This is a genomic window from Jatrophihabitans sp. (genome assembly GCF_036388195.1).
Lineage (GTDB): Bacteria > Actinomycetota > Actinomycetes > Mycobacteriales > Jatrophihabitantaceae > Jatrophihabitans_A.
The window spans coordinates 14675-34490 of sequence record NZ_DASVSG010000135.1 but is presented as its reverse complement, the minus strand read 5'-3'; the positions used below and the strand labels follow the sequence as shown (position 1 = coordinate 34490).

Genomic DNA, 19816 nt, shown 5'->3' with positions numbered 1-19816 from the left:
GGCGTCAATGTAGGCACCAGGCAGGAAAATAGGAACCCCCTGTGAGAGCGGCGAGCTTTTTCTCGCCAGGGTTGGAGCCAGTAAGCCGCAGTCCGCGGAGTTAGCGGCGCACGATCCGGGTGGCTCCTGGCCCGGTCGGCAGGTGCTTGGCGACCTCGCCGGCCAACAGGGTGACCGCCTTGCGAGCCTGCGCCGAGCTGACCGGGCTGGACCGCCAGGTCAGGACCAGCACCATCGGCTGGGTGATCGAGGCCGGCGCGGCAGTCGAGCCCGGCACGGCAGCCCGTTGCGGAACCGTCAGCACCTGGCTGGTGGCCGTCTGGGTGAACCGGGCGCCCTTCCCGACCGGGTAGCCGCCGTTCTTCGCGGTCCATCCGGTGGCGATCCGGAGGCTGCCCGGTGCGGTGGGATTGGGCCGGGGCACGAAACCCCAGGTGCAGACGTCAGCTGCTCCGTTGACGTACCGGTACACCTTGTGACCGACGGCCTCGGCCACCACGGCGTCGGTCACGGCGGTGCACGGCGGGACCCAGGCCTTGGCAGCGGGCTTCGTCGCGGAGCTGACCTGCTGCGCGAACAGGTTTCCGGCGGCGTCCGCGCCGGAGCGCCAGAGCCGCAGGCCTGCGGGCGTGATCAGTGACAGGATCAGCGCCACCGTCAGCAGCACGCCGGCCGAGCGGCGAAGTCCTCGGGCGCGAAATCCTCGGGCAGGAAGGGAGACGGCGGGAAGGGAGACGGCGGGAAGGCCCACGGCGCGCCGGCTCCGGCCCGTGCCGTGCTTCGGCGGGGCGGGCTTGCTCCGGACCGGGGCGGGACGCGCGCTGCCCCGGCCGGTGCTGGCGAACCCGGACAGCATCGGGGCGCTGGAGAGGTAGGCGGGGTCGGTGGCCGACGGGAAGCAGGCAGCCATCCGGGCGAGCTCGGCGTCGAGGTCGACCGGGTCGGGTTTGCGCGGCTGGGCCAGCAGCCACTGCGCGAGCTGGCCGACGGGCACGATGTACACGCCGCGGACCACCTTCGGCTCGCCGAACTCCGCCGCGTGCTCGCCCGCCAGGCAGATGACGGGCTCGATCACCGAGGAGGTGCCGGTCTCCATCTGGGCGGCCATCCGGCGGACGTTGTCCACCTTGCCGTCGAGCACCCAGTGGCCGGTGGGTATCCGCTGGCGCAGGCCACCTTCTTCCGCGGTCACCAGGCCGGACCAGTTCTTGGCGTCGATGAGGTAGTTGCCCGCCACCGACACCACGATGTGGTCGAGGTTGACCCGGGACTGCCGCGGGTAGAGCAGCCGGTCATGCAACACCCGGCAGTGCTCGCCCTCCAGCGGCGCCAGGGCCGCGGCGACCCGCTCCTCGCCCAGCACGCCGGCTTCCCAGCGTCCTGCGCTGGCCTCCATACGGTCAGCCTTGAGCCGGGCCTCGGCCGCCCGCTGTCGCAGCGTCTCGGCCTTCTCCCGGGCGGACCCACCTTCGGCGGCCATGCCTCTCCTCGTCGTCCCCTGTGTAATCGACAGGCAGCGGGCTGAATCAAGGGCAATGCCGGTGCCCGAACGACTTCGGCAGCCGTCCGGAGGCAGGCGGTAGCCTGCTGGCACACCGGGCAGCCGGCCGGCCGTCGAGCAGGAGGGCCTGGAATGAGAGTCGCACTGTTCGCGACCTGCCTGGTGGACGGCCTGTTTCCCGACGTCGCCCGGGCCACGGTGCGGGTGCTGCGGCGGCTGGGCCATGAGGTGGTCTTTCCGCAGGACCAGTCCTGCTGCGGGCAGATGCACCTGAACACCGGCTATCCCGCCGAGGCGTTGCCGTTGATCCGCCGCCACGTGCGGGTGTTCGCCGGGTTCGACGCGATCGTGGCGCCGAGCGGCTCGTGCGCCGGATCGATCCGGCATCAGCACGCCGACACCGCCCGCCGCTTCGGCGACGAGCGGCTGGCGGCCGCCGCTGAGGGGGTTGCAGCCCGGACCTACGAGCTGTCGGAGTTCCTGGTCGACGTCACCGGGGTGATCGATGTCGGCGCGTACTTTCCGCACCGGGTGACCTACCACCCGACCTGCCACTCGCTGCGGCTGCTGCGGGTCGGCGGCAAGCCGATGGCGCTGCTGCGGGCTGTCGACGGGATCGAGCTCGCCGAGCTGTCCGCCGCTGAGTCCTGCTGCGGCTTCGGCGGCACCTTCGCCCTGAAGAACAGCGCGGTGTCCTCGGCGATGCTGGCCGACAAGGTGGCGGCGATCCGGGACACCGGCGCTGCGGTGTGCGCGGCGGGGGACTCCTCGTGCCTGATGCACATCGGCGGCGGGCTGTCGCGGTTGCACGTCGGCGCCCGCACCCTGCACCTGGCGCAGATCCTGGCCAGCACCCGATCCGAGCCGGCGCTGGCATGACGTATCTGGGCATGCCGACCGCGCCGCCCGGGGTGGGGCAGCTGCGCGGCTCCGAGCCGTTCCCGCGCGCCGCCGAGACGGCGCTGGGCAACGGCCAGCTCCGGCGCAATCTGGCCAACGCCACCAGCATCATCCGCGCCAAGCGCGCCGCGGCGGTGGCCGAGCTCGATGACTGGCAGGAGCTGCGGACCGCTGCCGCGGCGATCAAGGACGACGTGCTGGCCAACCTGGACGGCTACCTGCTCCAGCTCGAAGCGCGGGTCACCGAGCGCGGTGGGGTGGTGCACTGGGCCCGGGACGCGACCGAGGCGAACCGGATCGTCACCGGCCTGGTCGCGGCTACCGGATCCCGCGAGGTCGTCAAGGTCAAGTCGATGGCGACCCAGGAGATCGGCCTGAACGAGGCGCTGGCCGAGGCCGGCATCCTCGCGTTCGAGACGGACCTGGCCGAGCTGATCGTGCAGCTGGGCCACGACCGGCCGAGCCACATCCTGGTGCCCGCGATCCACCGCAACCGGACCGAGATCCGCGACATCTTCCTGGCCGAGATGGCCGGCGTGGAGCCGGGACTGACCGATGACCCGGCCGCGCTGGCCGAGGCGGCCCGCCGGTACCTGCGGCAGAAGTTCCTGACCGCCAAGGTGGCGATCAGCGGCGCGAACTTCGCCATCGCCGAGACCGGCACGTTGATGGTCGTCGAGTCCGAGGGCAACGGCCGGATGTGCCTGACGCTGCCGGACACCCTGATCACCGTGATGGGCATCGAGAAGCTGCTGCCGAGCTTCACCGATCTGGAGGTGTTCCTGCAGCTGTTGCCGCGATCGGCGACCGGGGAGCGGATGAACCCCTACACCTCGATGTGGACGGGGGTGCATCCCGGCGACGGGCCGGCGCAGTTCCACCTGGTGCTGCTGGACAACGGCCGTACCGCGACGCTGGCCGACGAGCGGGGCCGCTCGGCGCTGCGCTGCATCCGGTGCTCGGCCTGTCTCAACGTCTGCCCGGTCTACGAGCGCACCGGTGGCCACGCCTACGGCTCGGTGTATCCCGGCCCGATCGGGGCGGTGCTGTCGCCCCAGCTGACCGGGGTGGCCGACAATCCCAGCCTGCCGTTCGCCTCGACGCTCTGCGGCGCGTGCTACGACGTCTGCCCGGTGGCCATCGACATCCCGTCGATGCTGGTTCACCTGCGGAGCCGGGTCAACCAGGACAACGCCAGCAGCCATCGGCTGCCCGGTCCGGAGGCAGCCGGCATGGCGGCCGCGTCCTGGGCGATGGGCGGCCGGCGGCGCTGGACCTGGTTGCTGCGCGCTGCCCGGCTGGGCCGGCTGGCGGGGCTGTCCCGGCTGAGCAGGTCCGCGGCCGGCCGCCGGCTGTTGCCGCCGCCCCTGTCGGCCTGGACGAGGTCCAGGGACCTGCCGACGCCGCCGGAGCAGTCGTTCCGCGACTGGTGGGCCGGGCAGGGATGACGGGCGCGCGGGACGAGGTCCTGGCCCGGATCGCCGGCGCGCTGGCACCGGGCGACGGTCGGCCGCGGGCTGAGATCCCGCGGCGGTACCGGCGTGCCGGGGATGCTGCCCCCTCGATCCCGGAGCTGGTGGACCTGCTGGTCGACCGGCTGGTGGACTACCGCGCCACGGTCTCCCGCTGCCAGGAGGCCGGCGTCGCGGCGCTGCTCGCGCGGCGGCTGACCGAGCACGGCATCGAGTCGGTGCTGGCGCCTGACGGCTTTCCCGAACGATGGCTGAGCGATACCCGCGCGCTGCGTCTCGCCGACGAGACGCTGACCCCCGCGCAGCTGGACCGGATCGACGGCGTGCTGTGCACCTGCACGCTGGCCATCGCCGAGACCGGGACCCTCGTGCTCGACTCCGGCCCGGGCCAGGGCCGCCGGGCGGTGAGCCTGGTGCCCGACTACCTGCTCATCGTGCTGAGAGCCGATCAGGTGGTGGCCGGCGTGCCCGAGGCGGTGGCCCGGCTGGATCCCCGGCGGCCGCTGACCTGGATCAGCGGCCCGAGCGCGACCAGCGACATCGAGCTCAACCGGGTCGAAGGCGTGCACGGCCCGCGCACGCTCGATGTGATCCTCGTCGAGGGTGACGGCTGAGGCGCCACGGCGTTTGTTGCGTAGTGCGCACTTTGTTGTGCAGGCCGAAAGCCGCAACCTAGGCTTTCGCTGGTGCTCCTGAAGTCCCCTACCCCGAGGTGATCCACCATGATCCGAGTCTGCCCGCTCGCGGAATTGCCGCCCGGTGAGATCCGGCGGCTGGAGCTGAAGCCGGCGATCTCGATCTTCCATACCGAAGACGGTGAGCTGTTCGCCGTCGATGACACCTGCACCCATCAGAACGCCTCGCTCGCCGATGGCTGGCTCGACGAGTGCGAGGTGGAATGCCCCCTGCACCACACCCGCTTCGACCTGCGAACCGGCCAGCCGGACGGGCCGCCGGCCACCAAGCCGATCCGGACCCACCAGGTGAGCGTCGTCGACGGCGACATCTATCTCACCGTCTCCACCGACGCGCCGGTCGAGCAGCCGGGCGCCATCCTCGCCACCGGCCCGTGAAGCGGATCGCCGTCGTCGGCGGATCACTGGCAGGGCTGTCGGCCGCCCGGGCGCTGCGCAAGCAGGGTTACGACGGCGGCCTGGTGCTGATCAGCGAGGAGACCCGGCCGCCCTATGACCGGCCGCCGCTGTCGAAGTCATTCCTGGCCGGCGAGGTGACCGAGGCTGAGATCGGCCTGCTGAGCGCGGGGGAAACCCTGGACGCGGACTGGCGGACCGGCGTCGCGGCCACCGGCCTGCATCCCGGCAGCCGTGCCGTGGAGCTGTCCGACGGCAGCGAGGTGACCGTCGACGGCGTGGTCCTGGCCACCGGCGCCAGGCCCCGGATGCCGTGGCCGGCGCTGCCCGGCGTCCAGGTGCTGCGCACGCTCGATGATGCGCTGGCGCTGCGCGCCCGGCTGCTGCCCGGCGCCCGGCTGGTGGTCGTCGGGGCGGGCTTCATCGGCGCCGAGGTGGCCTCCACGGCCCGGACCGCCGGCTTGGACGTCACGGTCATCGAGGCCCTGCCCGCCCCGCTGAGCGCGGTGCTGGGCAACGAGCTCGGCGCCGTGATCGCCGGGCTGCACGCCGCGCACGGGGTGCGGCTGCTGTGCGGCGTGGGTGTCAGCCGGCTGCTCGGACATCAGCAGGTGACCGGTGTCGAACTCGCCGACGGGCGGGTCATCCCCGCCGACGTGGTGCTGGTCGGGGTCGGCGTCCAGCCCAACGTCGAATGGCTCGCCGGCTCGGGGTTGCAGGTCGCCACCGGCGTGCGGTGCGACGCCTACGGAATGACCGACATCCCTGCCGTCGTCGCGGTCGGGGACTGCGCGAGCTGGTACGAGCCGGAGCTCGGCGCCTACCACCGGCTCGAGCACTGGACCGGCGCCCGTGAGCGCGCGGTCATCGCCGCCGGCACGCTGCTGTCCGGCGGCCAGCAGCGAGCCGAGGGCCGCCCGCCGTACTTCTGGTCCGACCAGTACGGAAAGACGTTGCAGCTGGCCGGTCGCACCACGGGCGCCGACTCGGTCACCGTCGAGGAGGGCGCGGTGGCCGACCATGACTTCCTGGCGGTCTACCGCCGGGCCGGCCACCCGGTCGCGGTGCTCGCGCTGGGACACGCCCGGTCCTTCCTTCGCTGGCGCAAGCAGCTGGCCGCCCGCCCGGCTGGCGAGCCGGGCTGACCCGGCATCGCGGGCTGGCTGAGGTCAGCGTTAGGGCAGCGCCAAAGAGGTGACCCACGCCACAGGACTGCCAGGCTTGCCCTGTCATAACCGGCCGCCCGGCTTCGGCGGTCCGGTGTCAGGAGGCACGCGATGCAGAGCCGCAGTCTGTTCCAGGTGCTGGCCACGGCTCGGTCCGCCGGCTCGCCGGCGCTGATGGTCGACGTCAAGCGCCGGTCACCCCGCGACGGTGAGCTGATCTCCAGCGAGCGGCTGGAGCCCTACGTCTGCGCGCTGGTCGGCGGCGGGGTCGATGCGCTGTCCACCCCGACCGATCCGGTCTATTTCGACGGCAGCATCGAGACCGCGCGGCGGATCCGCCAGCTGTCACCGGTTCCCTTGATGCGCAAGGAGTTCTTCGATGCCGTCGACCAGATGGACGAGTCGGCCGAGGCCGGCTCCGATGCGGTGCAGCTGGCGATCAGCGCCTCCGTCGATCCCGGCCTGTTCGCCGCGATGAAGGCACGGGCGCAAGAGCTGGGGCTTGAAGTCGTGATCGCCGTGCACAACGCCCAGCAGCTGGAGCAGGCAGTGGAGCTCGAGGCCGCCGCCGTCAGCATCAACTGCCGCGGGATCGCCGCGCTGCGGCTGGAGGGGCCGTCGGCCAGCTATGGGCAGGTGCTGGCAAGCATGGCTCCACCGGACATGCTGATCCTGCTGGAGAGCTCCTACAGTTGCCGCCGCGATATCGAGGGCGCGGCGCGGGCCGGCGCCGACGGGGTGCTGATCGGGACGACGATCGCCAAGAGCGAGGACCCCAGCGGGATGCTGCGGTCGCTGCGGGCGGCGCCCGTGCCGTGGCAGGCCACTGCCTGAGCCGGTCAGTACGAGGTCAGGCCGAGGTCAGGCCGTGGTCCGTCCGTGCTCAGTCAGTCTGGGTCAGTCCGCGGTTAGCGAGGACTCCTTGTGCGCGGCCTTGGCGCCGGACTTCTCCGATTGCACTATCCAGTACGGCTCGTCCGACGAGGCGTTGAACTTCTGCCCGTCGTGGGTGAAGGGCGCTGTCCGTTTCTCGACCGTATGCCCCTGTGTCTTGCCTTGCGAGGTGTTCCAGGTGACCCGATCACCCTTGCTGAGCGCCATGTTTTCCACCGTACAACTCCTGGCGGAGGAGCTCGGGCAGCGCGGGAGCGCATCGGGATGAGACAGTGGCGTCATGACCCAACTACCGACCTGGACCTACCAGGGCACCGTTCCGCTCAATGGCGACCTGTCGATCCTCGAATCGGCCCTGCACTCCGGCCGGGTTGCGGCCGCTGAACTCGGCTACACCGCCGAGCCGCAGGTCATCGAGACCGAGGAGGCGATGCTGAGCCATCCGGACGGCGATCCGCAGACCGACCTGCTGTCAGCCGAGCAGGCCAGCCAGGCCGGCATCGAGTTCAACCCCACCATGCTGCGGTACCGGATGGAATGGGCCGCTGAGTCCGACTCCGAGCCTGTTCCCGACACCGGGTCCGCTTTCGACCTCGAGCCGGCGCCGCGGCCTGAGCCGGCTCCCGACCGCTGAGCCCGGCCGGACGACCGCCTCAGGCCAGAACCGCCAGAAGGGCCGTCCCGCGCTCGGCGCAGGACGGCCCTTCTGCTCGCCCGACTCAGCCGGAGTACTGCTCGTTCGGCACGCAGTGGGTCATGACCAATCCGGTGACATCGCGCGAGCCGTTCTTGCCGAGGTTGGCCAGCCGCTCCTTCTCCTGCTCGGTCAGCGTCTGGCTCTGCAGCGGCGGCAGGTGCCGGACGTCGTCGGCGGTGATGCCGAGGCCTTCACCGACCCGGCGGCCGTACTCGTCTTCGCAGAGGAAGAAGTGCCAGACCATCCGCTCCTGGATGGCCCGGTCGCACTGGCTGAGCGCGCCGACCAGGTTGGCCACCAGGTCGTCCTGCTCCCACGGCTCCGACAGCAGGAAGCGCTCGCCGGCCTGCCGGTAGTCGTCGGTGCGGGGGATCCGCTTGCGGGTCAGCCGGCCGGCGATCTCCGGTCCCTGCTCGTCATGGGTCGGGTACTGCGCCTCCCGCAGCCCGCCGATGATCGAGGGCTCGTAGTTCACGTGCGGGTTCTCCCCGGCGCCGTCCTGGTAGTACGTCATCTGCCCGTCGCGCTGGTTGGTCCGGACCGTGGCGTGCTTGGCCTGATTCACCGGCAGCTGCAGGTAGTTCGGGCCGACCCGGTAGCGCTGGGTGTCGCTGTAGCTGAACGTCCGGCCGACCAGCATCTTGTCGTCGCTGAAGTCCAGGCCGTCGACCAGCACGCCGGTGCCGAAGGCGATCTGCTCGCTCTCGGCGAAGAAGTTCTCCGGAATGCGGTTGAGCACCATCCGCCCGACCGGCCGGAGCGGGAAGTCGTTCTCGGGCCACACCTTGGTGTCGTCCAGCGGGTCCCAGTCCAGCTCGGGGTGATCGTGGTCGTCCATCAGCTGGACCCGCAGCTCCCACTCCGGGTACTCACCGCGCTCGATGGCGTCGTAGAGGTCCTTGGTGTGGTAGCCGAGCTCCTGCCCCTGCAACTCGGCGGCCTGCGCGGCGGTCAGCGACTTCACGCCCTGCTTGGGGATCCAGTGGTACTTGACCAGCTTGGTGTCACCGGCGGCGTTGACCCACTTGTAGGTGTTGACGCCGAAGCCCTGCATGGTGCGGTACGAGGCCGGCAGGCCCCGCGGGCTGAACACCATGGTGACCATGTGCATCGCTTCGGGCGTCTGGCTGATGAAGTCGAACACCCGGTTGGGGACCTGCCGCTCGAAGTTCACCGGGTCCGGCTTCTGGGAGTGGATGAAGTCGGGGAACTTGATGGCGTCGCGGATGAAGAACACCGCGAGGTTGTTGCCGACCAGGTCCCAGTTGCCCTCCTCGGTGTAGAGCTTCACCGCGAAGCCGCGCGGGTCCCGGGCCAGCTCGGAGGAGTCCCGGCCGCCGGCCACCGTGGAGAACCGGACCGCGAGCTCGGTCTGCTTGCCCTTCTCCCCGAAGAGCTTGGCCCGGGTGAAGTCCGCGATCGGCTGGTCGCCCAGGCTGCCGTAGGCCTCGAAGTATCCGAAGGCCGTGGCGCCGCGGGCATGCACGACCCGCTCCGGGATGCGCTCGCGGTCGAAGTGGCTGATCTTCTCCAGGAACTGGTAGTTCTCCAGCGTCGCGGGCCCGCGGGCTCCGACGGTGCGCTGGTTCTGATTGTCGAAGATGGGATGACCCTGACGGTTCGTCAGGACCGGTCGGGTGTCGCCCTCGGCAGAGCCCTGCGAGGCCACGTCTGTCATGCGACTGCTCCTTCGGTTGGCAGCGGGGAGGATGTGGCGCACTCGGCGCACTCTCCCCACCAGGTGATCTCGGCTTCGGTGATGAGGAAGCCCTTGCTGTCCAGCAGATTGCCGTTCGGCAGGTCCAGGCACGGGGCGGCGCCGATCGCGCACGCCACGTCCTCGATCCGCCCGCAGGTCCGGCACACCAGATGGTGATGGTTGTCACCGGACGGGAGTTCGTACCTCGTCGCCGACCCGGCGGGTTCGATGCGGCGCACCAGGCCCACCCGGGTCAGATCGTCGAGCACGTTGTAGAGCCCTTGCCGCGACACCTCGGAGGCGATGCCCACCGGGAGGTCGACGAGCCGCGAGGCGATCTCGGCGGCGGTGGGGTGCGCGGCGCCCTGCAGGGCCGTCAGGACGGCCCGGCGCTGTGCGGTGACCCGGAGGCCTGCCTGCCGCAACGCGCTCGAGGAGTCCACCAACCCACCTTGACCCCTATTCTTGATCGAGTCAAGTCTAGCCGAGGTAAGCTGGGCCGATGCCCGAAGCGCTGAGCGACGAGGAGATCGGCTTCCTGCTGGAGGTGCTCGATCTCGCCAGGAACGGCCAGACCGAGCGGCTGGCGAAGCTGCTCGATGCCGGCGTGCCGGTGAACCTGACCAACTCGGCCGGCGACTCGTTGCTGATCCTGGCCGCCTATCACGCCCACCCCGACACGGTCCGGTTGCTGCTGGACCGGGGCGCCGATACCGCCCGGGTGAACGACCGAGGCCAGACGGCGCTGGCTGCCGCGGTGTTCTGCCAGACCGGCGGCATCGTCGAGATGCTGCTGGCGGCCGGAGCGGATCCCGGGCACGGCGGCAGGTCGGCGATCGAGGTCGCGCAGTTCTTCGAGCTTCCCGAGATGCTGCGGCTGCTGCAGCGCGGCTCGTCTTCGAGCGATGGTGGATCGCCGGACTAGCGGTGCTCCGGGCCCTCGCTCTCGGTGAACCAGACGGGGACTCCGGCAGTGAACAGCGCGCGTACGTCCCCGGTGGGGGTTGGAATGGTGACGAAGTTGCCGCCCTGACGGACGGCGCTGCTGATGTCGTCGCCGAGCTTCTTGATGCCGGCAGCGTCCGCCTGGACGGTGAATCCGACGATTCCGTAGTGGAGCGTGGTTTCGCTCATTGACTCTCCTCCAGCGGTGACAGGTTTCCAGGGGGACGGTAGCCGAGGAGATCAAGCGCCGCCGCATGGTCGCTGCGGCGTTCTGCGCCGAGGCCGGTTGGTAGCCGCTCTCGACGTATAAGCGTATGCTTGCTGATAGGCAAGTATTCGAGGAGCGGCACAGGCATGGGTCAATTCGGTGGCGAGGATGTGGACCGGCTGCGGATCGCGCTGGCGCGGATCGCCCGGTTGGTGGACCGGCAGGTCTCCGGCGATGGCATGACCCGCACCCAGCTGTCGGTGCTCGGCACCATCGCCAGGCTGGGCCCGCTGGGCATCGGAGAATTGGCCGACATCGAGGGGTTGAACCCGACCATGCTGTCGCGGGTGCTCGGCAAGCTGGAGGCCGACGGGCTGGTGGTGCGGTCGGCTGCCGTTGATGACCGGCGCGCCGTCCGGGTCTCGACGACACCGGCCGGCCGGTCGCTGCAGCAGCGGTTGCGGCGGCAGCGCAGCCAGTTGCTCGCCGCCCGGCTCACCGGGCTGCCGGCGGAGCAGGCCAGCCAGCTGCTGGCCGCGCTGCCGGCGTTGGAGACGCTGGCCGAGCAGCTGACCCGGCCCCAGCCGGCCAAGCCTCAAGCGTCCAAGGCCCAGCCGGGGAAGGCCCTGGCCACCGACTCCCAGCCGACGCTGGCCGTCCGGTGACCTCGTTCGCCGCAGCAAGCCGGCAGACCTTCGCCGCACTGGCCAACCGGAACTACCGCATCTTCTTCAGCGGCCAGGCGATCTCGCTGATCGGCACCTGGATGCAGACCGTCGCGCAGGCCTGGCTGGTGCTGCAGTTGACCGGCTCCCCGACGGCGCTCGGCCTGGTGGTCGCCCTGCAGACGCTGCCGGTGCTGCTGCTCGGCCCGTACGGCGGAGTGGTCGCCGACCGGGTCGACAAGCGCCGGCTGATGATGGCGTTGCAGGCGATGATGGGCGTGCTTGCCCTGACGCTGGGCGTCCTCACGGTCACCGGCGCGGTCCGGCTGTGGCAGGTGTACCTGCTCGCCGTGCTGCTCGGCCTGAACACCTGCTTCGAGAACCCGGCACGGCAGGCCTTCGTGCTGGAGATGGTGGGTCCGGCCGACCTGCGCAATGCCGTCAGCCTGAACTCGGTGCTGGTCAACGCTGCCCGGGCGATCGGCCCGGCGATCGCCGGCCTGATCATCGCCACCGGCGGGCTCGGGATCTGCTTCCTGCTCAACGGGCTCAGCTTCGTCGCCGTGGTCTGGTCGTTGGCCGTCCTGGACACCGCCGCGCTGCGGCCGGCCCCGCCGGCCAGCCGGACCCCGGGCCAGCTGCGGGCCGGCCTGCGCTACGTGCGGCGCACCCCGGAGCTGGCCGTGCCGCTGGCGATGATGGGCCTGATCGGCTGCCTGGCCTATGAATTCCAGGTCGTGCTGCCGGTGGTGGCGAAGGAGACCTTCGGCGGCGGCCCGCAGGTCTACGGCTTCATGACGGCGGCGATGGGCCTTGGCGCCGTGGTCGGCGGGCTGTGGGTGGCAGCGCGCGGCCGGGTAGGCATCAGGTCGCTGGTCAACTCCGCCGCCGTGTTCGGAATCCTCATCGCCGCGGCCGCCGCCGCCCCGACGCTGCCCCTGGAGCTGGCAGCGCTGACCCTGGTGGGAGCAGCCAGCGTCGGCTTTCTCGCCAAGGGCAACAGCAGCCTGCAGTTGGCCGCCTCGCCCAGCATGCGGGGACGGGTGATGGCGCTGTGGGGAGTGGCCTTCCTCGGTTCGACGCCGATCGGCGGGCCGATCGCGGGCACGGTCAGCGAGCACTTCGGCGGCCGGGCCGGCCTGGCGCTGGGCGCTGCGGCCTGCCTGGTAGCCGCTGGGTTCGGCGCGCTGGTGCTGCGCCGGCTGGAGCCCGCCACGCAGCCGAGTGAGGCCGCGCCGATCCGGCTCTTCCACCGCAAGCGGCCTGAGGACGTCCCGGCTAGCCAGCAGCAGGCGGATGCGGCATGAGCAAGCGCTCGGCCAGCCGGTCCAGGAACTCCCGCTGGGCGGCGATCAGCCGGTCGCGGGCCTCCTCGGGCGCGAACCAGGCCAGCCGGTCCAGCTCGGGGTAGCGCTGGATCTTGCCGGAGCGGGGCGGCCATTCCAGCTCGAAGGTGCCCAGCACCACCCGGTCGAGGTCCAGGTCGGCCTCGGCGGCGTACGCGGTCACCTGCTTCCCGCCGCCCTGGCGCACCACGCCTAGCTCGAGGAATTCGGTGGCGGGCACCGGCAGCCCGAGCTCCTCGGTGAACTCCCGGCGGGCGGCGTCCAGCGGCGTCTCGTCCGGGCCGTACTCGCCCTTCGGGATCGACCAGGCAGCGGCGTCGCGCCGGCTCCAGAGCGGCCCGCCGAGATGGCCGATCAGCACCTGCAGGTCCGGTTGCCGGCGGAACAGCAGGATTCCGGCACTGCGCTTGGCTGCCATGGCGGAGATTCTGACAGCTCGTGAAAGGCTGGAGCCGATGTCGGGCTATGAGTTCCTGCTGCTGGTGCTGGCCGGCGTCGCAGCCGGGCTGACCGGCGCGGTGACCGGCTTGGCGTCGGTGATCAGCTATCCGGCGCTGCTCGCCACGGGTTTGAGCCCGGTGATCGCCAATGTCACCAACACCGTGGCCCTGGTCTTCAGCGGTTTGGGCTCGACGCTCGGCTCCCGTCCGGAGCTGCGCGGGCAGGGCCAGCGGATGCGGGTCCTCGGGGTGGCCGGCACGCTGGGTGGCGCGCTCGGCGCCGTGCTGCTGCTGGTCACCCCCGCCGATGCCTTCGAGCGGGTGGTGCCGGTGCTGATCGGCGGGGCCTCGCTGTGCGTGCTGATCCCCCGGCCGCGGGCCCAGCAGCACCACACCGGCTCCGATGCGCGCTGGGTGGTGGCCGGGGTGTTCGCCGTGTCGGTGTACGGCGGCTACTTCGGCGCCGCCGCCGGCGTGCTGATGCTCGCCCTGCTGCTGTTCGCGACCGCCGAGTCGCTGCCGAACAGCAACGCGATCAAGAACACGGTGCTGGCGCTGGCCAACGGGATCGCAGCGCTCGGGTTCATCGTCTTCAGCGACGTGGTGTGGCTGGCGGTGCTGCCGCTGGCGATCGGCTTCTTCGCCGGTGGCTGGCTGGGGCCGCTGGTGGTCCGCCGGCTGCCTGCCCAGCCGTTGCGGCTGCTGATCGCCGCGGCCGGCGTGGCGATCGCGATCAGGCTGGGGCTGCAGGCCTACTGAGCGGCGGGCTGTGCCGTCACTTCGCTGCTCACCCGGCTGTGCTGGGCCGGTGCAGCTGGTCATCGACGTACTCGTCGCGCCCGGCGTACCAGCCGGTGGCGGCCGAGCCGAGGACCGCGAGGATCAGCAGCACCAGCGGCCAGGTCCAGCTGCCGGTGATGCCGAGCAGGAGCCCCACCAGCAGCGGGCCGGTGCCGGCCAGCAGGTAGCCGATGCCCTGAACGAACGCCGACAGCGCGGCGGTGGTGGCCAGCTCGCGGGAGCGCAGCCCGATCATCGTCAGGCTCAGCGGGAACATCCCGCTGCCGACGCCGCCGAGCAGCATCCACAGCCAGGCGCCACCCACCGGCGCCACCAACATCCCCAGGTACGACACCACGGTGACGGCCGCCAGCCCGACCACGATGCGACGCTGGCCGCGCACCGCAAGCGCCGGGATCGCCATCGACACCGGAATGGACAGCGCCGCATAGAAGGCCAGCAGCAGGCCGGCGCGGGTCGCGTCCACCTGGTGGCTCCGGAAGAAGTCGGTGAACCAGCCGAAGGCGATGTAGGCCTGGAAGGACTGGGTGGCGAACATCAGGGTCAGCGCCCAGGCGAGCTTGCTGCGCAGCAGCCAGTTCAGCGGCACCCGATCGGGCAGGGTCTCGGGCTGCGGCCGGTCCCCGGCGAGGGTGGGCAGCCACGGCAGCACCGCGACCGCGGTGAGCAACGCCCAGGAGCCGATCCCGAACCGCCAACTCTGGCCGCCGAGCTCGGCCAGCGGCGCGGTGAGGCCGGCCGAGGCGGTCATGCCGATCGCCAGGGCGGTGGTGTACACCGCCGTCATCGTCCCGATCCGGTCGGGGAAGTGCTTCTTGACCAGCGATGGCATCAGCACGTTGGCGATGGCGCCACCGGTCAGGGCGAGCATGCTGAGCACCGCGAACAGCCAGACGCTGCCGGCCACCGCCCGGAACACCAGGCCGGTGGTGGCGGCCAGCAGCGCCGCCGTGACCAGCCGGTGCTCACCGAATCGGTGCGCCAGCCGCGGGCCGAGGAAGCCGATGCCGGCGAAGGCGATCACCGGCAGCGTGGTGATGATGCCGGCCACCGAGGACGAGGCGTGCAGGCCGCGCTGGAGGTCGGTCAGGACGGCGCCGACGCTGGTGACGGCGACTCGCATGGTCAGGCCGGTGAGCACGATTGCGGCCAGGATCAGGACGCGATGCCGGCCCGGGTGGCTGGACGGGCCGACGGCTGCGGTGCTGAGTTCGGCCGATCCGAAGGCAGACGTCGTCACGGAGAGGCCAACCCCCTTCCGGTCCCGCGGCATTCCCGGCCGTGATCGGCGCCTCAGGCCCGCCAGCCGCGCGGATGGTTGCTCGGGTGGTTGCTCGGGTGGTGCTGAGGGCTGGTTGCTCAGGGCCGGTTTCTGAGGGCCGATCGCACGGCTGGAGCTGCCGGGCAGCTGCTGCGTCGTGGCTCAGCTAGTAGCCACCCAGCGCCGCCACAGGTCGACGCCTCCCTCGACGGCGTGCTGGTCTATCTCGGCCAGTTCCTCGTCGGTGAAGGACTGGTTCTCCAGGGCGGCGATGTTCTGCTCCAGCTGGCCTACCGAGGAGGCGCCGATCAGCACCGAGCTCACCCGTTCGTCGCGGACCGCCCAGGCAAGTGCTAGCTGTGCCAGCGACTGACCGCGGCGTCCGGCGATCTCGTTCAGGGCCCGGATGCGCTGCAGGTTCTCCTCGCTGAGCAGCTCCGCCGGCAGCGACGTCTGGGCCGCCATCCGGGAGCCGGTTGGCATCCCGTCGAGGTACTTGTCGGTCAGCATCCCTTGTGCCAGCGGGGAGAACGCGATCACGCCGGCGCCGACCTCAGCCGCGGTGTCGAGCAGCCCGCCCTCGATCCAGCGATTGAGCAGCGAGTAGGACGGCTGGTGGAGCAACAGCGGGGTGCCCAGCTCGCGCAGGATCCGGGCGGCCTCGGCGGTGCGCTGTGGAGAGTAGGAGGAGATGCCGGCGTAGAGCGCCTTGCCGGAGCGGACCGCCTGGTCCAGCGCCCCCATGGTCTCCTCCAGCGGGGTGTCCGGGTCGTTGCGGTGGTGATAGAAGACGTCGACGTAGTCCACGCCCATCCGTCGCAACGACTGGTCGAGGCTGGCCAGCAGGTACTTGCGCGAGCCGAAGTCGCCGTACGGGCCGGGCCACATGTCGTAGCCTGCCTTGCTGGACAGGAACAGCTCGTCGCGGTACGGCCGGAAGTCCTGCTCGAAGATCAGGCCGAAGTTCCGCTCGGCAGAGCCGTAGGGCGGGCCGTAGTTGTTGGCCAGGTCGAAGTGGGTGACGCCAAGATCGAAGGCCCGGCGCAGGATCGCGCGCTGGGTCTCCAGCGGCCGATCGTCGCCGAAGTTCCACCAGAGCCCGAGTGAGATCAGCGGGAGCTTGATGCCGCTGCGGCCCACCCGGCGGTAGGTCATGTGCTCGTAACGGTCTTCGGCGGCGAGGTAGGTCATGTATCGATTCTGCACCCGCCGGCGGGGGCGGAGCGCCACCCGCCGACGGGGCCGGTCTTAGCCACCCCGCCGAGTGTGCTCAGCTCGGGATGACCGGGTCGATGGTGAGCGGGCAGCCACGTATCGACAGCGGCACGACCACCTTCTCGGTCCGGTTCGGGGGATAGATCTGGATGGAGTCGGACTTCTCGGCGTTGCAGGTCGAGTCGCCGACCAGCCGAGCGGTGGCCGAGCGGCCGGGGGCCAGCTGAACGGTGGTCGCCGGCTTGTTCGCGCGGGCCGCGGGCTTGCCGAGCAGGACGCCGCCCCGGAGCAGCTGGACGCCGGGGAAGCCGGTCAGCGAGCACTGCTTGGCCGACTTGTTGGTGAACTGCAGGAAGGCGTACTGGTGGCCGGCCGCTCCGGAGCCGCGCAGCGCGGCCACGGTCAGCGCCGAGGTGGCGCAGCCGCTGACGCGGCTCACGGTGGCCGGGGCAGGAGTGACCGGCTTGGTGGGCGGCGGGGTGGCCGAGGACGCAGCCGCGGTGGTCGGCGTAGCGCTGGTCAGCGGCGGGGTGGCCGAGGACGCAGCCGCGGTGGTCGGCGTCGTGCTGGCCGCCAGGGAACTGGCCGCTGAGGAAGCTGAGACGACCGGCGCGTCCGAGCTCCTGGCCGGCGAGCAGGCCGCGCCCAGCACGACGGTGGCGCCCAGCAGCAGGGCCAGCCCCCGGCGCCGGAGCACCGGGTGCGGGCCTGCCTGCTGAGCCGCGCCTACTTGCTGAGCCGCGCCTGCCTGCTGAGCCGGGTGGGAGCGACGGCTGCTGATGATCATGGCTCCGGACCCTAGTTGATGCGCAGGTCGGTGCCGTGCGGCATCTCCGACTGCCTGGTGGCCGCCGTGGACGAGATGGCGCTCCACAGCCGGTTCCAGGCATCGATGTTGGAGATGCTGTCGCAGGTGCGGGCCTGCTCGCACGCGGTGACCTCGGTGAGCGGCCCGCCGAAGTAGATCTTGGGCTTGCCCACCGCGGTTCCGGTGAGCGAGATGTACTTCCACTGCAGCGGCATCGCGTAGTTGTAGATCTGCGGAAGGCTGATCGTCCGGCTCGGTGCTGCGCCGCCGCTGACCCACTGCATGTCAGCCATCGTCCAGCCGTTGTTGCACCGGGTTCCGGCCGTCGACGTCGAGCATCCGTCGGCCGAGCCGTTGAAGACGTACTTGGACGTCGTGGCGGCGAGGTAACCCGACACCCACGCGCGGCTTTCGGCCACCGTCGCGGAGAAACCGGGCTCGATGTCGTTGGCGCCGGCGATCACCATGCCCGGGTACCGGGACGCCGCGTAGGCAGCCACCGGATTGACCACATTGCGCGCCCAGGACACGCCAGCCGCGTAGTTGACATCGATGTCGTTGTTGGTGCCGACCGCCAGGGTCAGCGGCGCGGAGGGCTTCTGGGTGGTGGCATAGCCGTCCAGGTAGGCCTTCATCGCGGTCACCACCGCGCCGTAGGTGACGAACCGGGAGGTTGCCGAGAGCAGCGTGCCCTTGCGGTACTCGTCCTGGCCGCCGATCTGCAGCAGCACCAGGTATCTGTGCCCGGACGGGTTGTAGCTGGCGTCGGCGGCGCCCATCTTGCGCATCAGGGCGATGTCGGTGGTGGCGGTCCCGGTCAGGTTGCGGACGTAGTGGCTGGTCGAGACCGGGGCAGGGGTCAGCTGCAGCGTGATGGCCGTCGGCGTCGCCTTGACCACTGCCACCGAGCTGGTGCCCAGGGCGTTGATCGCCCGCACCGCGAAGCTGTACTGGACGCCGTTGGTCAGGCCGGTGACCACGCCGGTGACGGCCGTTCCGGCGAAGGTCACCACGCGCCCACCCGGGGAGACGGTGACCTGGTAGCTGGTCACCGGCGAGGTGACCGCACGGGACGCGGTCCAGTTCAGGGTGGCCCGGGCGTTGCCCGGCCAGGCGGACAGACTCGTCGGGGCGGCTGGCGACGTGCTGCCGGTGGTGGCGAGCAGCTTGCATCCCAGCGGGGAGTTCACGCCGGCGCCGGCGTTGACGGCCACCAGGCAGACCTGGTGCTGGAAGCCGTCGAGGCTGACCGTGGCCGAGAAGCCGTGGTTGCCGCCCCAGCGCGGCCACGCGGTGAGCGATCCGGTCGAGGCGAGGTTGGCGGTCAGCAGCTTCTTGACCACCCCGTCGCTGGTGACCTGGACGGTGATCGGCGCGGCGGAGTCGGGGTCGAGCGCCCAGCCGGAGACCGCGACGGCGTCGGTGGTACCGACCCGGGCGATGCCGGCGGTCGAGCCGACCGGGTCGCTGGTCCGGGTCACGGTGCGGCAGCCGAGCTTGGTGTTGACGGCGCCGGCCGCGACGTTCATGGCGTAGGCGCAGAGCTCGTGGGTGCCGGCCGGAACGGGGGTGGAGATCGAGAAGCCGTGGTTCTGGCCGTAACCCGGGTACTTCGCGAGCATGTCCGGACGGGCGCCGCTGGCTACCGCGGTCGCGGTGTAGACGCCGTCGAGGTACATCCGCACCGAGATGGAGCTGGTGACGTCGGGATCCACGGCGTAGCCGGTGGCCAGGAAGCCACCGGGCTGCTGCGCGACGGCTTCGAAGGCGCCGACCGGGTTGCTGGTCATCGTCACGGTCTTGCAGCCGAGCTTGGTGTTGACGGTGCCGATCCCGATGTTCATCGCGTAGGCGCAGACCTGGTGGGTGCCGACCGCGGCGGGGGTGAAGAGCGAGAAGCCATGGTTCAGGCCCGCGGTCGGGTACTTGGTCCTCAGGTCCGAGCGGGGGGTGGTGGCCAGCTGGCTGGTGACGTACCTGCCGTCGAGGTAGCTGCGCACCACGACGGAGCTGGTCGGGAGGTTCAGGTCGAGGGCGTAGCCGCTGAGCAGGATGCCGCCCGGCTGCTGGACGGCCTTCTCCAGGACGCCGACCGGGTCGTTGTTGACCTGGACCGAGCGGCACCCGAGCTGGACGTTCGCGCCGCCGAGGAGGTTGATCGCCCGCGCGCAGACCTGGTGCAGTCCGCTCTTGGCGGCGAATCGCACGGTGTAGCCGTGGAACGGGCCCACGCCGGCTACCGCGGCGCCGACATCGGGCCGGTAGTCGTCGGCCATCACCGCGTAGACGTAGGCGCCGTTGTCCCAGATCTCCACCCGTACCGGATCGAGCGGGGCGTCGCGATCGGCGGTCCAGCCGGCGACGGCGATGACCCCGTCGGACGGCCTGAGGATCGCCGCGTCGAGGCGGCCGATCGGGTTCTGGGCGGTCACGGCCACGGCGGCCGGGGCGAACAGCGCCAGCACGGTAGCCGCGACGGCTCCGGCGGCGACGGCCAACCGGACGGGGCTGGCGGCCCGGCTGAGCCGCCGGCGACGCGAGATGAACGGGGCACTGTCGTACATAGGTCGGCGTCCTGACTTGTCCGGTAGTCGCTAGGCGACTGGGCGTCCTCCACCCGGTACGGGTGAGAGCACTCTGGTCACTTGGATCACATCTGTAACAGTCGGCACCGTAACTATGCGTAGCAGGACGATCGCTCTGCGTT

Annotated in this window: 22 protein-coding genes; 12 read left to right on the top strand and 10 right to left on the bottom strand. The window is 70.9% G+C overall.

Annotated elements, in window-relative coordinates:
* Window positions 1–100: 100 nt before the first annotated feature.
* Window positions 101–1480, bottom strand: coding sequence for a nuclease-related domain-containing protein (locus VF612_RS13900; protein WP_408660447.1), 1380 nt, complete (start codon window positions 1478–1480; stop codon window positions 101–103).
* A 153-nt stretch (window positions 1481–1633) separates the two neighbouring features.
* Here VF612_RS13900 and VF612_RS13895 point away from each other — a divergent pair, with 153 nt between their 5' ends.
* The 6 genes from VF612_RS13895 to VF612_RS13870 all read left to right on the top strand — a co-directional run bounded on the left by VF612_RS13895 (window position 1634) and on the right by VF612_RS13870 (window position 6964).
* Complete coding sequence (locus VF612_RS13895) at window positions 1634–2380, top strand: (Fe-S)-binding protein (RefSeq protein WP_408660446.1); 747 nt, start codon at window positions 1634–1636, stop codon at window positions 2378–2380.
* Window positions 2377–3849, top strand: a complete 1473-nt coding sequence (locus VF612_RS13890) for a LutB/LldF family L-lactate oxidation iron-sulfur protein (protein ID WP_408660445.1) — start codon at window positions 2377–2379, stop codon at window positions 3847–3849. Before VF612_RS13895 ends, VF612_RS13890 begins: the two co-directional genes overlap by 4 nt.
* Window positions 3846–4487: a LutC/YkgG family protein gene (locus VF612_RS13885; RefSeq protein ID WP_408660444.1), complete on the top strand. Its 642-nt coding sequence runs from the start codon at window positions 3846–3848 to the stop codon at window positions 4485–4487. Before VF612_RS13890 ends, VF612_RS13885 begins: the two co-directional genes overlap by 4 nt.
* Before the next feature lie 108 nt (window positions 4488–4595).
* Window positions 4596–4946 (top strand): bifunctional 3-phenylpropionate/cinnamic acid dioxygenase ferredoxin subunit, encoded by a 351-nt coding sequence (locus VF612_RS13880; RefSeq protein WP_408660443.1) that lies wholly within the window; start codon window positions 4596–4598, stop codon window positions 4944–4946.
* Window positions 4943–6109 (top strand): NAD(P)/FAD-dependent oxidoreductase, encoded by a 1167-nt coding sequence (locus VF612_RS13875; RefSeq protein ID WP_408660442.1) that lies wholly within the window; start codon window positions 4943–4945, stop codon window positions 6107–6109. The genes VF612_RS13880 and VF612_RS13875 overlap by 4 nt, the downstream gene beginning before the upstream one ends.
* 132 nt (window positions 6110–6241) lie before the next feature.
* Window positions 6242–6964: a hypothetical protein gene (locus VF612_RS13870; protein ID WP_408660441.1), complete on the top strand. Its 723-nt coding sequence runs from the start codon at window positions 6242–6244 to the stop codon at window positions 6962–6964.
* A 63-nt stretch (window positions 6965–7027) separates the two neighbouring features.
* On the opposite strand, the gene VF612_RS13865 is transcribed toward VF612_RS13870, so the two are convergent.
* Complete coding sequence (locus tag VF612_RS13865; protein WP_408660464.1) at window positions 7028–7231, bottom strand: DUF2945 domain-containing protein; 204 nt, start codon at window positions 7229–7231, stop codon at window positions 7028–7030.
* 73 nt (window positions 7232–7304) lie between these two features.
* Here VF612_RS13865 and VF612_RS13860 point away from each other — a divergent pair, with 73 nt between their 5' ends.
* Complete coding sequence (locus VF612_RS13860; protein ID WP_408660440.1) at window positions 7305–7658, top strand: hypothetical protein; 354 nt, start codon at window positions 7305–7307, stop codon at window positions 7656–7658.
* 85 nt (window positions 7659–7743) lie between these two features.
* Here the strand turns inward: VF612_RS13860 and VF612_RS13855 are convergent, their stop codons facing one another.
* Together VF612_RS13855 and VF612_RS13850 are read right to left on the bottom strand one after the other, a co-directional pair.
* The gene (locus VF612_RS13855) at window positions 7744–9399 is read right to left on the bottom strand and encodes a catalase (protein WP_408660439.1); all 1656 of its coding nucleotides are present in this window, start codon (window positions 9397–9399) and stop codon (window positions 7744–7746) included.
* On the bottom strand, window positions 9396–9866 hold the full coding sequence (locus VF612_RS13850) for a Fur family transcriptional regulator (RefSeq protein ID WP_408660438.1): 471 nt from the start codon (window positions 9864–9866) through the stop codon (window positions 9396–9398). Before VF612_RS13850 ends, VF612_RS13855 begins: the two co-directional genes overlap by 4 nt.
* A 56-nt stretch (window positions 9867–9922) precedes the next feature.
* Here VF612_RS13850 and VF612_RS13845 point away from each other — a divergent pair, with 56 nt between their 5' ends.
* Entirely contained in the window at window positions 9923–10345 is a 423-nt protein-coding gene (locus VF612_RS13845) for an ankyrin repeat domain-containing protein (protein WP_408660437.1), read from the top strand.
* Here VF612_RS13845 and VF612_RS13840 read toward each other — a convergent pair.
* Window positions 10342–10554, bottom strand: coding sequence for a hypothetical protein (locus VF612_RS13840; RefSeq protein ID WP_408660436.1), 213 nt, complete (start codon window positions 10552–10554; stop codon window positions 10342–10344). The two genes, VF612_RS13845 and VF612_RS13840, sit on opposite strands and share 4 nt — an antisense overlap.
* Window positions 10555–10719: 165 nt before the next feature.
* On the opposite strand from VF612_RS13840, the gene VF612_RS13835 reads away from it, so the two are divergent.
* Window positions 10720–11238, top strand: a complete 519-nt coding sequence (locus tag VF612_RS13835; protein WP_408660435.1) for a MarR family winged helix-turn-helix transcriptional regulator — start codon at window positions 10720–10722, stop codon at window positions 11236–11238.
* The gene (locus VF612_RS13830) at window positions 11235–12545 is read left to right on the top strand and encodes an MFS transporter (protein WP_408660434.1); all 1311 of its coding nucleotides are present in this window, start codon (window positions 11235–11237) and stop codon (window positions 12543–12545) included. The genes VF612_RS13835 and VF612_RS13830 overlap by 4 nt, the downstream gene beginning before the upstream one ends.
* On the opposite strand, the gene VF612_RS13825 is transcribed toward VF612_RS13830, so the two are convergent.
* The gene (locus VF612_RS13825) at window positions 12517–13002 is read right to left on the bottom strand and encodes an NUDIX domain-containing protein (RefSeq protein ID WP_408660433.1); all 486 of its coding nucleotides are present in this window, start codon (window positions 13000–13002) and stop codon (window positions 12517–12519) included. The two genes, VF612_RS13830 and VF612_RS13825, sit on opposite strands and share 29 nt — an antisense overlap.
* 37 nt (window positions 13003–13039) lie before the next feature.
* Between VF612_RS13825 and VF612_RS13820 the strand changes: the two genes are divergently transcribed.
* Window positions 13040–13783: a sulfite exporter TauE/SafE family protein gene (locus VF612_RS13820; protein ID WP_408660432.1), complete on the top strand. Its 744-nt coding sequence runs from the start codon at window positions 13040–13042 to the stop codon at window positions 13781–13783.
* A gap of 28 nt (window positions 13784–13811) precedes the next feature.
* Here the strand turns inward: VF612_RS13820 and VF612_RS13815 are convergent, their stop codons facing one another.
* The 3 genes from VF612_RS13815 to VF612_RS13805 form a co-directional block, all read right to left on the bottom strand.
* Window positions 13812–15065: an MFS transporter gene (locus VF612_RS13815; RefSeq protein ID WP_408660431.1), complete on the bottom strand. Its 1254-nt coding sequence runs from the start codon at window positions 15063–15065 to the stop codon at window positions 13812–13814.
* A gap of 183 nt (window positions 15066–15248) precedes the next feature.
* Entirely contained in the window at window positions 15249–16277 is a 1029-nt protein-coding gene (gene mgrA, locus VF612_RS13810; RefSeq protein WP_408660430.1) for an L-glyceraldehyde 3-phosphate reductase, read from the bottom strand.
* Window positions 16278–16356: 79 nt separating this feature from the next.
* Window positions 16357–16740: a DUF4232 domain-containing protein gene (locus tag VF612_RS13805; protein ID WP_408660429.1), complete on the bottom strand. Its 384-nt coding sequence runs from the start codon at window positions 16738–16740 to the stop codon at window positions 16357–16359.
* 16 nt (window positions 16741–16756) lie between these two features.
* Here VF612_RS13805 and VF612_RS13800 point away from each other — a divergent pair, with 16 nt between their 5' ends.
* The gene (locus VF612_RS13800; RefSeq protein WP_408660428.1) at window positions 16757–17020 is read left to right on the top strand and encodes a hypothetical protein; all 264 of its coding nucleotides are present in this window, start codon (window positions 16757–16759) and stop codon (window positions 17018–17020) included.
* 79 nt (window positions 17021–17099) lie between these two features.
* Here the strand turns inward: VF612_RS13800 and VF612_RS13795 are convergent, their stop codons facing one another.
* Complete coding sequence (locus VF612_RS13795) at window positions 17100–19673, bottom strand: fibronectin type III domain-containing protein (RefSeq protein ID WP_408660427.1); 2574 nt, start codon at window positions 19671–19673, stop codon at window positions 17100–17102.
* Between the last annotated feature and the right edge of the window lie 143 nt (window positions 19674–19816).

Excerpts from the sequence above, each read along its gene's own strand:
- VF612_RS13900 (WP_408660447.1), bottom strand. The coding sequence starts at position 1,480 with ATGGCCGCCGAAGGTGGGTCCGCCCGGGAGAAGGCCGAGACGCTGCGA.
- VF612_RS13895 (WP_408660446.1), top strand. The coding sequence starts at position 1,634 with ATGAGAGTCGCACTGTTCGCGACCTGCCTGGTGGACGGCCTGTTTCCC.
- VF612_RS13890 (WP_408660445.1), top strand. The coding sequence starts at position 2,377 with ATGACGTATCTGGGCATGCCGACCGCGCCGCCCGGGGTGGGGCAGCTG.
- VF612_RS13885 (WP_408660444.1), top strand. The coding sequence starts at position 3,846 with ATGACGGGCGCGCGGGACGAGGTCCTGGCCCGGATCGCCGGCGCGCTG.
- VF612_RS13880 (WP_408660443.1), top strand. The coding sequence starts at position 4,596 with ATGATCCGAGTCTGCCCGCTCGCGGAATTGCCGCCCGGTGAGATCCGG.
- VF612_RS13870 (WP_408660441.1), top strand. The coding sequence starts at position 6,242 with ATGCAGAGCCGCAGTCTGTTCCAGGTGCTGGCCACGGCTCGGTCCGCC.
- VF612_RS13865 (WP_408660464.1), bottom strand. The coding sequence starts at position 7,231 with ATGGCGCTCAGCAAGGGTGATCGGGTCACCTGGAACACCTCGCAAGGC.
- VF612_RS13860 (WP_408660440.1), top strand. The coding sequence starts at position 7,305 with ATGACCCAACTACCGACCTGGACCTACCAGGGCACCGTTCCGCTCAAT.
- VF612_RS13855 (WP_408660439.1), bottom strand. The coding sequence starts at position 9,399 with ATGACAGACGTGGCCTCGCAGGGCTCTGCCGAGGGCGACACCCGACCG.
- VF612_RS13845 (WP_408660437.1), top strand. The coding sequence starts at position 9,923 with ATGCCCGAAGCGCTGAGCGACGAGGAGATCGGCTTCCTGCTGGAGGTG.
- VF612_RS13840 (WP_408660436.1), bottom strand. The coding sequence starts at position 10,554 with ATGAGCGAAACCACGCTCCACTACGGAATCGTCGGATTCACCGTCCAG.
- VF612_RS13835 (WP_408660435.1), top strand. The coding sequence starts at position 10,720 with ATGGGTCAATTCGGTGGCGAGGATGTGGACCGGCTGCGGATCGCGCTG.
- VF612_RS13825 (WP_408660433.1), bottom strand. The coding sequence starts at position 13,002 with ATGGCAGCCAAGCGCAGTGCCGGAATCCTGCTGTTCCGCCGGCAACCG.
- VF612_RS13820 (WP_408660432.1), top strand. The coding sequence starts at position 13,040 with ATGTCGGGCTATGAGTTCCTGCTGCTGGTGCTGGCCGGCGTCGCAGCC.
- mgrA (WP_408660430.1), bottom strand. The coding sequence starts at position 16,277 with ATGACCTACCTCGCCGCCGAAGACCGTTACGAGCACATGACCTACCGC.
- VF612_RS13795 (WP_408660427.1), bottom strand. The coding sequence starts at position 19,673 with ATGTACGACAGTGCCCCGTTCATCTCGCGTCGCCGGCGGCTCAGCCGG.